Genomic DNA, 16,352 nt, shown 5'->3' on the forward strand with positions numbered 1-16,352 from the left:
GTAACGTGTTTTTCTTTTCCATTGAACTCTCCAAACGCTTTTTTTATATAAAAAAACTTTAGTTTGAGAACAAAGATTCATCAATGCTCCAAACTAAAGTTTAGTATTCAGGGAATAACATTTAGTTTATTTCGCAAGTGCTTTTTCCAAATGTTTTAAAGTCACTTCCTTACCTAACAAGGCAATCGCATTGTGCAATTCAGGCCCGTGCATTGAACCTGTTGAGGCAATACGAATTGGCATCCAGAGATTTTTACCTTTAACTCCTGTTTCTTTTTGAACAGCTTTGAACAATGGGTAAATATTTTCAGCCGTGAATTCATCGTCAGCGATGACAGCCAATTTTTCTTTGAAATCAGCCACTACAACTGGTGATGTTTCAAGTGACATGATTTCAGTTTCAGCTTCGTCCCATTCAGGCATTTCTCCAAAGAACAAGTCTGTCAATGGCACGATTTCTTCTGCTGATTTCATTTGTGGTTGATACATTTCGATGAATTTTTCTGCACGTTCGTCAAGACGTCCTGCAGCTTCAAGGAATGGTTTTGCCATTTCTACGACGCGTTCAAGTGGTGCGTGTTTGATATATTCGTTATCAATCCAGTCCATCTTCTTTTGGTCAAAAGCAGCTGGTGCTTTAGACAGACGTTTTTCATCAAACAATTTAATCAATTCGTCGCGAGAGAAGATTTCTTCATTTCCGCCAGGGTTCCATCCAAGGAAGGCAAGGAAATTGAATACCGCTTCTGACATGTACCCTTTTTTGCGGTAATCTTCGATAAATTGAAGCGTATTTGTATCACGTTTTGATAATTTCTTCCCTGTTTCAGAGTTGATAATCAAAGTCATGTGACCAAATTGGGGTGCTTCCCAACCCAATGCTTCATAAATCATGAGTTGTTTTGGTGTGTTGGCGATATGGTCATCTCCACGAATGACGTGCGAAATTTGCATGTCGTGGTCATCAACTACAACGGCAAAGTTATATGTTGGATAACCGTCTTTCTTTTGAATAACCCAGTCGCCACCAATGTTTCCACCTTCAAATGAAATTTCACCTTTTACGATGTCATTCCATTTGTAGATTGAAGTTGTAGAGACTTTGATACGAACAGTTGGTACGATACCTGCTGCTTTGCGGTCAGCCACATAGGCTTCTTTTTCAGCATCAGTCATGCCAATGTATTCATTCGTGTAGTGAGGTGTTTCGCCGGCAGCTTCTTGACGTTCGTGTTCAGCAGCCAATTCTTCTTCTGTACGATAAGAATAATAAGCTTTGCCTTCTTCAAGCAACTGATCAATATAACCTTGATAAAGGTCAAGACGTTCTGATTGACGGTATTTTTCGTGTGTTTCTGGACTTTCATCCCAATCCATACCTAACCAACGCAAATTTTCAAGTTGTGAACGTTCGCCGTCTTCAACATGACGTTTACGGTCAGTGTCTTCGATACGAATAATGAAAGTTCCATTGTAATGGCGTGCAAAAAGATAGTTGAACAATGCTGTACGGGCATTCCCGATATGCAAAAGTCCTGTTGGTGATGGTGCGTAACGTACGCGTATTTTATCTGACATGATAAATTTAGTCTCCTATATTTTGAACAAAACAGTGTCCATAGTCATCTCTATTTTACCACAATTTTATTGACTTTGGGAGCTTATTGTAGCTAAAAATTGACTTGTTGACAGGATATTTGCGAATTTCTCTTTTCTTTTTTATAAAATAAAAAAAAGCGAGCCTATGGCTCTCTTTTTAATGCGAATTTTCATCTGGATTGCGTGCCGTGCCGGCAAGTCCTTGTAGGCCATCAATCAATGCCATATCGTCAGCACTGAGCGTAAAATCAAAAATTTGAGCATTTTCTCTAATGCGCGCTGGCGTTACAGATTTTGGCAACGGCAGGAAGCCTTTTTGAACTGACCAACGCAGGACAACTTGGGCTACTGATTTTCCATGCTTCTCAGCAAGTTCTGTCAGCTCTGACAGTCCTAATATTTTTCCTGTTCCAAGTGGGCTGTATGCTTCCGTCAATAAATCATGTTCTTGATTAAATTGAACTAATTCTTTTTGTTGCACACTTGGGTTGATGATGATTTGATTGACAACTGGCTTGATTTCAGCAACTTCAAGCAAGGGCAATAAATGTCTAGCATGAAAATTTGACGTCCCAATTGATTTGATTTTTCCTGCTCGAACAGCATCTTCCATGGCACGCCAAACTTGTGCATTCCGTTCAGCAAAATGCGGACGGGTTGGTAATGGATTTGGCCAGTGAATTAAAAACAAATCCATATAATCAAGTCCCAAACGACTTAAACTTTCATCAATTTCACGCGCAGCATCTTCTTTCGTCAAGGCAGTATCCCATAATTTGGAGGTGACAAACAAGTCTGAACGTGCGATACCGCTGTCCTTAATGGCACGACCGACCGAAGCCTCATTGCCGTAAACGGCTGCCGTATCAATATGACGATAGCCGACTTCAAGTGCCGTTTTTACCGCTTGATAGGCTTCTTCACCATCTTTTGATTGCCAAGTTCCAAAGCCTACACGCGGAATTTTTTCGCCATTTGAAAGCATAAAAGTTTCTTTTAAATCCATTTTTTCTCCATTTCCCTAAATAATCTTGATAAAAAAAGCCGTTGTAAAAACAGCTTTTTTAAGCCAATTCTAATCCAGATTGAGCCACTGCATTTTCAAAAACAGGAGCTTCAACATGAAATTCAGTGTCAAACTGAACTTCGCCTGTCACGAATACTTTAACCGCAATCACGCCAGGTTTCCCCGATAAAATCCTCGCCAAACGATCAATGTCTGATTGATCTTCAATACCCTTGACGAAAATCTTGTGATGGCCTGAGCCATCTGCTACTTTGTCCTCCAAACGAATGGTTGCACTGGTTAGCGCATCATTTTGTTCACTCATTTGCATTCTCCACTTCTTTAGTGCTAAAGATTTATGCTTATATTTTAGCATATAAACTACAAAAACGCACCGATTTTTGACGAAAAAAAAGACTTAGCATTTGCTAAATCTTTAAAATAGTCCCAAGGGGAATCGAACCCCTATTTCCGGAATGAGAAACCAGTTTCCTAACCATTAGAAGATGGGACCTGACTACCTTTCTAGTCTAGCACTATCAAACAAGTCTGTCAAAAATTTGAGTGGGAAATCGCTATTTTTTTATGAATAATATAGCAGAAAAACAAAACAGTACAGACCTGTCAATTTTTCTCTCATTCGTTTTAAAACTCACCCCCCATTGCATGAAAATCACACGATGGGCGAACGAAAATCCCTAGCGGGCATTTTCTAGAGTTTTCATTAGAATGAAAGAAAAAAGTTGTCGTTTTTTCTTTCATTCGTTATAATAAAGCTATGAAAAAAATCAGTTTTAAAGTCACTTTAAACAAAGAAGACGATTTGAAGATTGGATTGCCTTCTGGTGCCGAACTTCAGCTCTTTGCCTGCAATCATTCACGTTTCAAATTGAATGAATCTGCCTTTTTTATCCTTCTGAAAAAGAAACATCCTGTTTATATCAGCGCTGACAAAAACCAATTTCCAAAAATTGAATTTGACCAGGTTCTCATTATTGAAGCTGCTGTTTATGATATTGAAAAATTATATTTAGTGCAATTTTTCATTCAAGAAGCGTCAGACGCCGGGCTAAAGCTTGCTCAACTGTCAGATAATTTGACAAAAATTCCACAAAATATCTACAAAGCATGTGCAAAATCAACTGATGAAATCCTGTCAGCTCTGACAGCCTTTGGAATTAAACTTGAAAAGAAAAAATACGTGCCAGCAAAAGCGCAACATCGTTGGAAAAAAGCACTCGCAGAAATTGAATTTCACATCGACTACGAGGGTACAAAAGCACAGGTCATTTGGCAAAAAGCCAGTGAAATGCGTATCTTGGCAGGTGCCACAATGTTGCCTGACGCGCTTGCTCCACGTCGAAAAGATGGAAGTTTGGGCATTCAGGCCACATTTACGACAAGCTTACGCCAAGCAAATCAAGCCAAATGGAATGCTGAAAACTGGACAACGACAAAGGACATCATCTTGCGTTCTGTCAACGAAGTCGGGCATTTTCTATATTTTGCAGGAACTAACAGCTGGCTTCAAATGGTTGATGATAATGGAAAATCTATTCACGAGTGGGCAGTGGTTTAAGATGGATTTGTTTAGTATTCGCCAAGCTTGTCCACTCTCGCCTATCAGCGCTGACAAAAAAAGCTTGTCCTTAGACAAGCTTTTTATTTTTTATTCACTAATTCATAATAAAGTTCGTTGGCTGTTCCTGAAAATTCATATTTTTCGCCGTCGATTTCAACATCCAAAATTTCATCTGCATCATCCATCGGTGGAAAATCATCCAACATCAGGCTGACAAATTCCGACACGTTTTCAAATTCGTCATCATAAGTTCCGCCATTCGTCATCCGAATTTTTAATTTCAACATGTTCAGTCTCTCTATTTTCTATTTTTTACAAAGTATCAAAAACTAAACTTGGTTTCGCATTTAAGTCCAAACCAGCATAATTTTCTCTTTGCATTTCGATATAAGCCGCTGCTGCAATCATCCCTGCATTGTCTCCGCATAAGCGCAATGGTGGAACAATCACTTTCGCTTCTGTGATTTCATTTGCCAAACGTTCACGCAGACCTTGGTTGGCAGAAACGCCACCACCGACAATCAAAGTTTTGACAGGGAATTTTTCCAAAGCCAATTTTGTCTTGCCAATCAAGACATCAAGAACTGCTGCTTGGAATGAAGCTGCCAAATTCACAAGATCATCTTTGACCAAATCATCGCCTTTTTGTTCAGCATTATGAACCGTGTTGATAAAAGCTGATTTCAAGCCAGAAAATGAAAATTCGATTTCGTGTGTGGTCATCATGGCACGAGGGAAATGATAAGTGTCTTGCCCTTGGTGTGCCAATTCATCAATCGCTTTTCCTGATGGATAAGTCAAGCCCATGACACGTCCCACTTTATCGTAAGCTTCACCGGCTGCATCATCACGTGTTTCACCCACTTTTTTATAGCTGCCTTCTTTTTCCACATAAACAAGTTCACTGTGTCCACCTGAAACCAGCAAAGCCATTGCAGGATATTCGATTGTATCAACCAAAGCAGCGGCCATCATGTGACCCGCCATGTGATTGACTGGAATAAGTGGCAAATGATTTGCCCAAGCAAATGTCTTTGCAGCCATAATTCCAATCAGCAAAGCACCGACAAGTCCAGGTCCTTGAGTAACAGCAACGGCAGTCAAATCTTCCGCCGTAATTCCCGCTTGAACAAGTGCTTCATCAATACAAGCAGTGATTTGTTCAACGTGATGGCGACTTGCCACTTCTGGCACGACCCCGCCGAAACGCTTGTGGCTATTGATTTGACTCGCAATGATATTGGATAAAAGTTCTGTTCCATTTTTTAGAACAGCAACTGATGTTTCATCACATGATGTTTCAAATGCTAGGATATAATTGTCTTTCATTTTTATTTCTTTTCTTTTTATACTAATTTTTTGTGTTAAGTCGCATCAAGATTGCATCTTCTTGCGGCATACTGTAATAATTTTTTCTAATATGGTAGGCTTCAAAACCGAATTTTTGATAAAGTTTTTGAGCAGGAAGATTTGACGCACGAACTTCTAAAAATACCGTTTCAATCAATTCATTTGCTGCTTTATCCGCCCAGTTGACAGGCAGTTGATCCAACAATCTGCTGGCAAGCCCTTGATGATGATAGGCTGGCTTGATTGCAATATTGGTAATCTCAATTTCATTGATGACTTCCGTCACTGCTAAAAAGCCGACGATTTCTTGCGCATCCTCAATAACAAAATACCTGCTGGTTTTTGTTGCTAAGTCATTTTCAATATAAGCATGACTCCAAGGAGACAATGAATAATTTTCTGATAAAACTTGAAAAATACCAGTGATGTCCTTCTCATTTGAGCCCTTTTCATGTGAACATTGTCTAATTTTCAGCATCTTTTCTCAATTGTTTAATCATCCAAATGGCATCGCCACCGTCATCATAATAGCTTGGCATCAATTTATCAGTCTGAAAGCCATTGCGACGATAAAGGCCTTGCGCCTTTGTATTATCACGTCTGACCTCCAAAGTCATCAAAACTTTGCCTAAATCGGTCATCAAACGAACGATTTGACTAATCAATGTCGTTGCAATTCCTTGATTTTGAAATTTGCGAATGACTGCCAAATTTGAAATATGAATATTTTTTCCGTGGTCTGTCAAACGCGCACCGATAAAGCCAACGACCTTTCGGTCAACTTCAGCCACGATGAAAAATGCGTCATTGTTCTTGACGATTTCGTGTTCAAAATGTGAAAAAGTCCATGGCACATCGCCATCATAAACATCACGTTCAATCGCCAACATATCGACAATATCTAAACGTTCCGCCAAACGATAATTAACGCCATTTTGCTGACTTTCCAACTCAATCTCATCCATGTCGAGATAACGTCGGGGGTTAAATCCTTTGAACGTATCCGCTAGTAGCGTTTTCAGCTTCTTCATGTGTTTCCAACCATTTCTCTTCTGCTTCTACTTTTTTCAAGTATTTTGGGGCAAATCCATGTACAGCTACTGGTTGCAAGGTTTCGCCAATTTTTGCAAGTGCATAGGCAGATGGCAAAACTGACAAACTGTCTGTCACAATTTGTTCTTCCTTGAAGCCTGCAGCTTTGATTTCTTCAACAAAGTTTGTTGTTTCACCTGTGAAAATCACTTGGTCAAATGCTGTGACTTTTTTGCTTAAATCTGCTAAAAATTCACTGAAAATACAGTGTTGGTCTGCAACAATCACTTTTTGATCTTGATAAACAGCAGCATAAGCATTGCCACGACGCGCGTCCATAACTGGTACAACAAACTTATGGTCTGCTTCCAAGCGACTTGCAATCGAAAGCAAACTTGATACGCCTACGATTTCTTTGTTCAAGGCATAAGCCAAGGTCTTACCGACTGTTGCTGCCAAACGTAGCCCTGTATAAGAACCAGGCCCTTGCGCAACAACAATGCGATCAAGATCAGAAGCTTCAAGATCGCTTTGATCAATCAAAAAATCAATCGCCGTCATCAATGTGGTACTGTGGTTTTTCTTTAAATTTAATGTAATTTCGCCTAAAATAACATCTTCTGCTACAAGTGCAACAGATAAGGCTTTTGATGAACTGTCTAATGCTAATAGTTTCATTTTATTTCTTTTCTTATTCTATTTTAATCTCACAAACAAGTGAATGGTCACTCCTTTGGAAATCTTCTTTTCTATTTTACCACGCTGAAGCTCTAACTTCCAACTTTATTTCTTTGATAACGATTTCTTTTATGAAAATAATGATTGTCTCTTTCCAAAAAGTCATAAATATGCTAAAATTAGAGTAATGCAATTGTGACAAGCACACACAAAGAATTGTAAAAGAAAGGAAAACGAGCTTCTCTCGTTTATGATAACCTATGATTTTCAAAGTTTTTTACCAAAAAGATAAAACACGCGCTCCACGTCGTGAAAATACACAAATCATGTACCTCGACCTTGATGTTAAAGATGAAAAAGCAGGCGTTATTGCAGGCCGCGAACTTCTCGCATCAAACACAGAATATGTGGTTGAATTCATTGAAGGGCTCAGCGATGATGCTGTTGCTTATGACCAAGAAAATGGCGATTTCGAAATTACAACATTTTAATCTTTGTAAAAATGAAAGAACTACTTTAGGTTTTTCTCAAAAAGAGGAAAGGTTAGAGTTATTTTGTTGTACTCTTTTATCAATCTAAAGTCGATCCTCAGGAGTGAACGAAACTCGACGACTTTTGAAATTACTTAATCAACATTTTTGATATTTTTTTGATTAAGAGGAACGCTACAAACTGCTTTTTTCGAGATTTGCCGATGAAGTTTTAAAAATTGACTGAATTTCGCAAAATCTGAGTATTTAGAGCTTCCCTTAACATTCGAATTATAATAACTCCATTCTACGAAAGGAAAACATGCCAAAGCAATTAAAAATAAAATCCAATGAAGTTGCAGTTTACGCCATTGGCGGACTGGGCGAAATTGGTAAAAATACTTATGGTATCGAGTACAAGGATGAAATTATCATCGTTGATGCTGGTATCAAATTCCCTGAAGACGATCTGTTAGGCGTTGACTATGTCATTCCAGATTATTCTTATATAGTGGAAAATATCGATCGCATTAAAGGACTTTTTATCACCCACGGTCACGAAGACCATATCGGTGGAATTCCTTTCTTGCTTAAACAAGCAAATATCCCAATCTATGCAGGCCCACTTAGCCTTGCTTTGATTCGAGGAAAATTGGAAGAACATGGCCTTTTACGTGATGCAAAACTTTATGAAATTCATCCAGATAGCGTCATCAAGTTTAATTATTTGAGCTTGAGCTTCTTCCGCACAACCCACTCTATCCCAGAACCTATCGCTGTTGTCGTTGATACTCCTGAAGGCAAAATCGTTGCCACAGGGGACTTCAAATTTGACTTCACACCAGTTGGTGAACCTGCTGACTTGCACGCGATGGCACGTTTGGGTGACGAAGGCGTTTTGCTCTTACTCTCAGACTCTACTAACGCTGAAATTCCAACCTTCTCAAACTCTGAAAAAGTCGTTGGTGCAAGCATCATGAAAATCTTTGAACGTATTGAAGGTCGAATTATTTTCGCTTCATTTGCGTCAAATATTTTCCGTTTGCAACAAGCGATTGATGGTGCTGTGAAAACAGGTCGCCATGTCGTTGTTTTCGGTCGTTCAATGGAAAAAGCCATTGTCAATGGTCTTGAACTTGGTTATTTGCACGCACCTGAAGGTACAATCATTGACCCAAGTGATATCAATCAATATCCTAGCCACGAACTTGTCATCATGTGTACAGGTTCGCAAGGCGAACCAATGGCTGCCCTTTCCCGTATCGCAAATGGCATGCACCGTCATATCACTTTGCAAATGGGCGACACCGTTGTCTTTTCATCAAATGCCATTCCTGGAAATACCTATGGCGTTAATCAGTTGATTAACAAAATTTCTGAAGCTGGTGCTGAAGTGATCTACGGTAAAATGAATAATATCCATACTTCTGGTCATGGTGGACAACAAGAACAAAAATTGATGTTACGCCTGATCAAGCCAAAATACTTCATGCCTGTTCATGGTGAATATCGAATGCTCAAAATTCACACTGGACTCGCTCAAGATGTTGGTGTACCAAAAGAAAATTGTTTCATTTTGGAAAACGGAGATGTACTTGCAGTAACTGCTGATTCTGCCCGCTATGCTGACCACATCAATGCGTCTGACACTTATGTTGATGGCTCTGGTATTGGTGATGTCGGAAATGCTGTCCTTCATGACCGTCATGAATTGGCGGAAGACGGGATTGTACTTGCGGTTGCAACTGTTGACTTTGAAAACAAAACAGTCCTTGCAGGACCTGATTTGCTCAGCCGAGGCTTTATTTATATGCGTGAATCTGGCGATTTGATTCGCTCAGGACAACGCGTCTTATTCAATGCCATTCGTCAAGCTATGCAAGATGAAAATGCAAACGAAGCAAGTGTTGCTCGTGCCATGCGCGAAGCACTTAGCCCATTCTTATACAAACAAACAGAACGTGAACCATTGGTTGTTCCAATGATTATGACGCCTGATAAATAAAAAAAATCTGTCAGCTCTGACAGATTTTTTTGATTAAGTTTACTTCAAGTCTCATCTAATTTCATTTTAAGATTACGGTGGTAAGATATGTTCATAGAAAAAATAAAGGCAGGACATCAACATGAAAAATCAAACATCATCAACAATTAAACTGAACAATATCCATTTTGAAATGATTAAAGCAAACGAAAAAGAAACTAAAAAAATCAATCCTTTTACATACGGAATCTAAAAAAAAAAAACGAACACTTGTTCGTTTTTTATTTTCGGTATCGTCGAAGCGTGAAGATTGCTGAAGCTAGTGTCAATGCAGCTGCTCCGAGAAGTCCTACGATAGAACTTCGTGTTCCTGCCTGAGGCAAATTGTCATTTCCAGCTCCTTCCTGTGCCGGTGGTGTAGGCTGATGTGTTGTTTCATTGGAATTGGATAATGTTGTAAACTCATAAGCTGTTGAGGTCGGTGGACCCTGATAGAAATTTTGACTTTCAAGCGAAGTCGCTACCACATAATATTTTGTATTTGGGCTTAATCCTGTAAAGTGGCCTGTCGTATTGGATTGAAGCGGTGTTTCCGTCGTCACACGACTGCTCAATGGTGCAAAATTGGGATTTCTGGCATAGAGCAAATACTGTATCCCTGTTTGACCTGGCACATTGATTTCTGTTTGCCAAAGTTGCTGATTGATACCGTTGAGGCTGTCATCACTGGCATTAGCTGTCCAACGAATTTGACGATTATGTTGCCCTGACATATGCAAAGCGATAGCGGGTTCAAGAGTGGCGCTAGTCTGCGTCACATCTGCAGAGATGTCCGTCCACATGAGCTCTGGCCCCGGCGATTTCACAATCGAGGCTTCGACAAGTTCCGTCACGTCTATTGGTATGTTGGCTTGTGGATTAGGATTGTCAGCACTGACAGCTGGCGCTGGTGTCCAAACATTTTTTCCATTGATGGATACGGTAAAGTTTGAGGCTATTGAATCGTGCGACAAAATCACACCCCAAGTGTTAGTGGAACTTTCAGCAAAGGCTTTGTTATTTCCGACAATATGGGGATCATTTCCAATAAAACGCAAGCCGGTCATCGAGGAATCAACAAACTGAGAAAGCGTAATTGCTGGCTGACCGACTGGCTGAGTGGCATTGATTTGAGCTTGGTTGATGATGACTGGTACTTTGAAATTTCCGTTTTCATCAATGGCAAAATCATCGCCATCCATGGTGATGGCATTGTTAAATGGTTTTTGTAAAATTCCTGGACGTATTTGAATGTCCAAAGGTTGAATCGTTCCTGTGAACATTGGTGCATCCAAATTTGAAACATCGACACCATTATTTGTCAAATCATTCAGATATTTTTGGCGGAGAACGATTGTCGTTTGCCCTGCATTTGAACTCTCATAGATAAAGTCAGCAGCCGTAGGTTGTGAAATGCCTGCGGGAAGTCCTGAAATTTGTGGTAGTTGGCTGTTATCTTCTGGCAAGTCAGCAGTGCCATCAAAAACTTTATCTTCGTTATATTGGCCTGCCTCCCAAGTCAAAGCAGGATGTGAAATCGGTAGGATTGTCCCCGTAATATTTGTACGCAGACCGTTTAGATTAAAGGTGATGTCTGGATAAGCCGCCTTTAATTTGGCCAGATAAACACCACTCAGCGTCAAAACCGAACCGACACTGCCATCTGGATCCCCATTGTCACTGACATAAACAAAATCAGAAGCTATCAGTGCTGGCAAGCTTGTAACATCCATAGTGTCAGCAGTCACAGCAGGAATAGCCACACCAGTCGCAAGCGATGATGAACCGTCCCATACTTTGCTGGCATTCAAGGCTGTTGCCAAACTCAGATTGACCGTCTGGGCCTCAGGTGTGGGCGGTGCGAGGACGGTAAAGGTAAAATCAATGGTTGTACCAGGCGTACCACCTGTCAAAACTTGGTTGTTAATCAAACCTTGAACCGTATATGTCCCAACTGGCAAAATGGTTCCTGTTGAATCCGTATCCGTAATCTGAATGCCTGCCCGTCTTTGAACTGCTACAGAAGCCGTCCCATTTCCCGTCAAAGTCAGACTTAAATCGCCACGAATGGATTGAACACTGATATTTGGCACAAGCGCACCAGAACTATCAACAATACTCCAATCATAATTTCCCGTATGTACCAGCCAGTTGGCAGGGGCTTCAGGTGCCTGCGCAGCTACATTTGTCATGTTGTTAAAAATGATACTATTTCCTTGCTCAATCATCAGACCTGACAAAGCTTGTGGTACTTGCAAGCTCATGATGGTTTGACCATATTGAATGGTTCCAAGACTCATGGTAAAGCCTGAGTTAGGGACGGGAATTTCTTCTTTTTGTTGAACAAAATCAAGCACAGGCTCAAGTGGTTCAGGAATAAAATCAGGCACTGGTAGCTTATCGCTTGTTGGGGGTTGATTTATGGCTTCATCTGCTGTATCTTCAGTATCTTCAGTAGTTTCAGCAAGATTTTCATCATCCGTGCCTTCGTCAGAACTGACTTCTAGATTTTCTTCTGGAATAAGTGACTCCGTGCCATTTTCTGATATTTCGTCTTGACCTTCCACCAGTGAAATTTCTGGCTCACGTTCTGTCGTTTCGGCGATGGTTTGAACGAATGTTCCTGTCTCAGCAAAGATCAGCGAACTCAGCGCAGCCGATGTGAGCAGTTTCTTGTGAATTTTTTTCTTCTTGGACATTTGCACTCCTTTTGGTTTTTAATTTTATGTTAATTATTTTCTCATAAATATTTAATCAAACGAAGTGATATACAAAAAAAGCCCTCAGGCTTTTATTTTTTCATAGGATGTTTGAAGTATCTGATGCAGTTTTTCTTTTTCGTCAGCGCTGACAAATGCACCATCAACGGCATAATGATTGATTTGTTCAAAATCAGCAACTGTAAAATCATACCACGAAGCGATTTTTTCATATTCTTTTTGCAAAGTCGTATTTGAAACGGTGCGATTGTCCGTATTGATGGTCACGTGAACGCCAGCATCATAGAGCATTTTGAAGGGATATTCTTCCAGCTTCTGAATGGCTTTGGTCTGAAAGTTGCTGGTCGGAGCCATTTCCAACACCGTTTGATCAGCAATCAATTTTTCGAGTTCGGCTTTGGAAAAATCTCTTGCACAAACGCCATGTCCTAATCTTTTGGCACCTAGCGCAACACTGTCCTTCATATTGGCAGCACAATGTGGACATTCGCCCGCATGAAGTGTCATCGAAATTCCCTGTTGTTGAACTTTTGTCAGCAATGACGCAAAGGTTTGCGTTGGAAAATTCAATTCGTCACCTGCCAAATCAAAGCCTACCAAATGCTCATCAGTCACACGATCAAAAATTGGCAGTAATTTTTCAAGTTTACTCAACTTTTCCTGCTTTAAGCCACAAATCAAAAGGTTAATTTTCAAATCAAAATCTTGTTCGGCACGGACACAGCCTGCCAGCACTGCTTCAACCGCTTCTTCCAATGTCAAATTTTCTTGAAGGTGTTGCATAGGAGCAAAACGGATTTCAATATATTTGATATTATCAAAACTGGCTTGCTCTGCCACATCATATGCCGCAAGCTCCAAATTTTGATAGGTCTGAAGCAAAGGCAGGACGAAGTCAAAACGTTCGAGATATTCGAGCAGAGTCTTCGTCGTTTCGGGCGCTTGCGCTCTTTGTAAAATCTCATCATCTTTCAATGGAATCCACACCTGATCATTTTTGGCTAGCGCCTTGATACATTTCAAGCTCAATGAGCCATCTAAATGGCAGTGAAGTTCAACTTTTGGCATTTGTGCAATGATTTCTGATTTCAACAAAACAATCTCCTAAAAAAATTTCGAGTCAATTCGACCCGATTTCATCAATATATTTTTACTATCATACTTTATTTTGTGGAAAAATGCAAAAAGAACACCATCAGGTGCTCTTTTTTAAACTTAGTTTTCCACGACATTTTCCACAGCGGTATTTTTTAAGGTCAATTTTTCGCTGTCTCTGATAAAGTAATCCACATTTTTGGCATTGATAGGTCAATTTTGGCTCAGAAATGCGCGGAGCATAGCGTGAACCGCCGACTTCTTTCAACAATTGTTTAAAATCTAAGTCTTGATGTTGATAACCTCTGTGCTGCCGAAAAAGATGATAATGAGTCAATTCATGCAAAATAATCTGATCAAATTCAGGTAAATTTGCCATTTTAGGATTGAAATCCAAATGACAATCTTTAGGAAAAAACCGTCCGCCCGTTGTACGTAAACGCGTATTCCAAAAGGCTTTATGATCAAATGTCCATCCAAATTTTTCCTTTGAAATCAGTTGAACATAAGCTGTCAATTTGGAAGCTGTCCAATTTGTTTTATCTTCATTCATCTTAAAAAGTTTTCCACAGTTGCTTATTTTTCGCGCGGATTTATCAAAGTCAAATTGATTTTTCCACGTTGAAGATCAACGGATTTGACCCAAGTTGTCAAAATTTGACCCACTGATACAAATTCATAAGGATTTTTGACGAAATTTTTGCTCATGTCAGAAACATGGACGAGTCCGTCATGTTTAACACCAACGTCAACGAAAGCACCAAAGTCCACGACATTTCTCACCACACCTTCAATTTCTTGTCCAATCCGTAAATCTTTTTCTGTCAACACATCTTGACGTAAAATTGGTGCATCAAAGTTATCACGCATATCACGGCCCGGTTTTTGCAAGTCCGTAATAATATCTTGCAGCGTCTCCATACCAACGGCCATTTTTTCTGTCAGCTCTGACAAGTCTTTTGGTGTCAATGTTGATAATTGTTCGACATCGTATTCTGCCAAAATGGCTTGAGCAATCTTGTAAGACTCTGGGTGAACACCTGTATTGTCAAGGAAGTTTTTACCTTCTGGAATTCTCAAAAATCCAGCAGCTTGTTCAAATGCTTTCGCACCCAAACGTGGCACTTTTTTCAGTTGTGCCCGTGTTTGCAAAGCACCATTTTCTTCACGATAAGCGACCACATTTTGTGCCAGACTCTTATTCAATCCAGCAACGTGTGAAAGCAAGGCGGCACTGGCGGTATTGACATTGACACCGACTTGGTTAACGACTGTTTCCACAACGAAATCAAGATTTTCAGTCAATTTTTTCTCTGCCACATCGTGCTGATATTGACCGACACCAATCGCTTTAGGTTCAATTTTGACCAATTCCGCAAGTGGATCTTGCAAACGGCGTGCAATCGAAATCGCGGAACGTTTTTCAACCGTCAAATCGGGGAATTCTTCACGTGCAAGTTCGCTAGCTGAATAAACTGACGCACCAGCTTCACTAACAATCACATAGAAAACATCCGAAAATTGATTGGTTTTCAAAACCTCAGAAACAAATGCTTCTGACTCCCGACTGGCCGTTCCGTTCCCGATAGCAATCATGTTGACCCCATAAGTTTGAATCAATTCAGCTAAATCTTTCTTGGCTTGGGCAATTTGGCTTGCATTTGCTGGTTTAACTGGATAAATGACTGTTGTTTTGAGCAATTTACCTGTGCCGTCAACAATGGCAAGTTTTGCGCCCGTACGGAAAGCAGGGTCAAATCCCATGACCACACGGCCCTTGAGCGGTGCAACCAACAGTAAATTTTTGAGGTTTTCGCCAAAAATTTGAATGGCTGAGTCCTCTGCTTTATCGGTCAATTCTGTCCGAATGGCACGTTCCATCGCTGGAATCATTTTTTTCTTGACTGCTTCTTTGATTGCCGTTTGCATATATGGATTTTCTTGTGCCTTAAAGCGTGAGGCAAAGAAACGCAAAATTTTATCATCATTATTGTCAAATTTGACAGACAAGATATTCATTTTTTCACCGCGATTTAAAGCTAAAACACGATGATTTGGCAAGTCCGAAATTTTTTCTGAAAACTCATAATACATTTGGAAAACTTGTTTTTCGTCTTCGGCTGCCGCTTTTTTAGAGCTATTGATAGAGCTGTTGGCTTTGATTTCGCTCAACAACCACGAACGCAAAGGCGTTGCTTCAGCAATCATTTCAACCAAAATATCAAGCGCACCTGCGATGGCTTTGTCAGCACTGACAACCGTTTCAGTGACAAATTTTTCAGCTATGGTCTCAATCTGTTTCTCGTTTTTGACCATCAATTCAGCCAATGGGAAGAGGCCGTTTTCTCTTGCAATCGTTGCCTTTGTCCGACGTTTTTCCTTGTATGGCAAATACAAATCTTCAACTTCCGAAAGTTTTTCTGCTGCTTGAATTTGTTTTTTCAGCTGATCCGTCAACTTGCCCTGTTCTTCGATTTTTGCAAGGACTGACGTTTTACGATCTGCCAATTTTGTCAAGCTGTCGTTTTCATCGATGATGGCCTTGATTTGAACTTCATCAAGCGACCCTGTCATTTCCTTACGATAACGGGCAATAAAAGGTACTGTGTTCCCATCAGCCGACAATTCAAGAACCTTCTCCACTTGTGATATTTTAATATTTAACAATTCTGCAATTTTTTTATTATTTTCCATAGCGTTCTTTCATTTTTATTTTATACTTGAGTCCGTACACTCCATTTTTTAATGGCCCCAGCATAGGTATAAAATTATTTTACTAACACTCTATTTTACCATT

Annotated in this window: 15 protein-coding genes and 1 tRNA gene; 3 read left to right on the plus strand and 13 right to left on the minus strand. The window is 40.0% G+C overall.

Annotated elements, in window-relative coordinates; genetic code table 11:
* Positions 1-126: 126 nt before the first annotated feature.
* The 4 genes from gltX to GHI45_RS04910 form a co-directional block, all read right to left on the minus strand.
* Positions 127-1,578: a glutamate--tRNA ligase gene (gene gltX / locus GHI45_RS04895; RefSeq protein WP_147779699.1), complete on the minus strand. Its 1,452-nt coding sequence runs from the start codon at positions 1,576-1,578 to the stop codon at positions 127-129.
* Between the two features lie 178 nt (positions 1,579-1,756).
* Entirely contained in the window at positions 1,757-2,605 is an 849-nt protein-coding gene (locus GHI45_RS04900) for an aldo/keto reductase (protein ID WP_147779698.1), read from the minus strand.
* A 58-nt stretch (positions 2,606-2,663) separates the two neighbouring features.
* Entirely contained in the window at positions 2,664-2,930 is a 267-nt protein-coding gene (locus GHI45_RS04905; protein ID WP_147779697.1) for a hypothetical protein, read from the minus strand.
* A 117-nt stretch (positions 2,931-3,047) separates the two neighbouring features.
* Positions 3,048-3,119, minus strand: a tRNA-Glu gene (locus GHI45_RS04910).
* Positions 3,120-3,383: 264 nt separating this feature from the next.
* Between GHI45_RS04910 and GHI45_RS04915 the strand changes: the two genes are divergently transcribed.
* On the plus strand, positions 3,384-4,184 hold the full coding sequence (locus tag GHI45_RS04915) for a hypothetical protein (RefSeq protein WP_147779696.1): 801 nt from the start codon (positions 3,384-3,386) through the stop codon (positions 4,182-4,184).
* 83 nt (positions 4,185-4,267) lie between these two features.
* On the opposite strand, the gene GHI45_RS04920 is transcribed toward GHI45_RS04915, so the two are convergent.
* The 5 genes from GHI45_RS04920 to tsaB are packed head-to-tail and all read right to left on the minus strand — an operon-like array spanning position 4,268 to position 7,247.
* A complete protein-coding gene (locus GHI45_RS04920) occupies positions 4,268-4,474 on the minus strand; it encodes a hypothetical protein (protein WP_147779695.1) in 207 nt (68 codons plus the stop codon).
* 25 nt (positions 4,475-4,499) lie between these two features.
* Positions 4,500-5,516 (minus strand): tRNA (adenosine(37)-N6)-threonylcarbamoyltransferase complex transferase subunit TsaD, encoded by a 1,017-nt coding sequence (gene tsaD / locus GHI45_RS04925; RefSeq protein ID WP_147779694.1) that lies wholly within the window; start codon positions 5,514-5,516, stop codon positions 4,500-4,502.
* Positions 5,517-5,538: 22 nt separating this feature from the next.
* On the minus strand, positions 5,539-6,015 hold the full coding sequence (gene rimI / locus GHI45_RS04930) for a ribosomal protein S18-alanine N-acetyltransferase (protein WP_147779693.1): 477 nt from the start codon (positions 6,013-6,015) through the stop codon (positions 5,539-5,541).
* Positions 6,002-6,568, minus strand: coding sequence for a ribosomal protein S18-alanine N-acetyltransferase (rimI, locus tag GHI45_RS04935; protein ID WP_147779692.1), 567 nt, complete (start codon positions 6,566-6,568; stop codon positions 6,002-6,004). Before rimI (GHI45_RS04935) ends, rimI (GHI45_RS04930) begins: the two co-directional genes overlap by 14 nt.
* Complete coding sequence (tsaB, locus tag GHI45_RS04940; RefSeq protein WP_147779691.1) at positions 6,522-7,247, minus strand: tRNA (adenosine(37)-N6)-threonylcarbamoyltransferase complex dimerization subunit type 1 TsaB; 726 nt, start codon at positions 7,245-7,247, stop codon at positions 6,522-6,524. The genes rimI (GHI45_RS04935) and tsaB overlap by 47 nt, the downstream gene beginning before the upstream one ends.
* A 260-nt stretch (positions 7,248-7,507) precedes the next feature.
* Between tsaB and GHI45_RS04945 the strand changes: the two genes are divergently transcribed.
* Positions 7,508-7,738, plus strand: a complete 231-nt coding sequence (locus GHI45_RS04945) for a DNA-directed RNA polymerase subunit epsilon (RefSeq protein WP_147779690.1) — start codon at positions 7,508-7,510, stop codon at positions 7,736-7,738.
* A 301-nt stretch (positions 7,739-8,039) separates the two neighbouring features.
* Positions 8,040-9,722, plus strand: coding sequence for a ribonuclease J1 (gene rnjA / locus GHI45_RS04950; protein ID WP_147779689.1), 1,683 nt, complete (start codon positions 8,040-8,042; stop codon positions 9,720-9,722).
* Between the two features lie 260 nt (positions 9,723-9,982).
* On the opposite strand, the gene GHI45_RS04955 is transcribed toward rnjA, so the two are convergent.
* The 4 genes from GHI45_RS04955 to GHI45_RS04970 form a co-directional block, all read right to left on the minus strand.
* On the minus strand, positions 9,983-12,439 hold the full coding sequence (locus GHI45_RS04955) for a hypothetical protein (protein WP_147779688.1): 2,457 nt from the start codon (positions 12,437-12,439) through the stop codon (positions 9,983-9,985).
* Positions 12,440-12,523: 84 nt separating this feature from the next.
* Positions 12,524-13,555 (minus strand): adenosine deaminase, encoded by a 1,032-nt coding sequence (add, locus tag GHI45_RS04960; protein WP_147779687.1) that lies wholly within the window; start codon positions 13,553-13,555, stop codon positions 12,524-12,526.
* A gap of 100 nt (positions 13,556-13,655) precedes the next feature.
* Entirely contained in the window at positions 13,656-14,108 is a 453-nt protein-coding gene (locus tag GHI45_RS04965) for a SprT family protein (protein WP_147779686.1), read from the minus strand.
* A 23-nt stretch (positions 14,109-14,131) separates the two neighbouring features.
* Positions 14,132-16,249 (minus strand): Tex family protein, encoded by a 2,118-nt coding sequence (locus GHI45_RS04970; protein ID WP_147779685.1) that lies wholly within the window; start codon positions 16,247-16,249, stop codon positions 14,132-14,134.
* Positions 16,250-16,352: the final 103 nt, after the last annotated feature.

This window comes from Lactococcus sp. dk101, from assembly GCF_009601055.1.
Taxonomy (GTDB): Bacteria; Bacillota; Bacilli; order Lactobacillales; family Streptococcaceae; genus Lactococcus.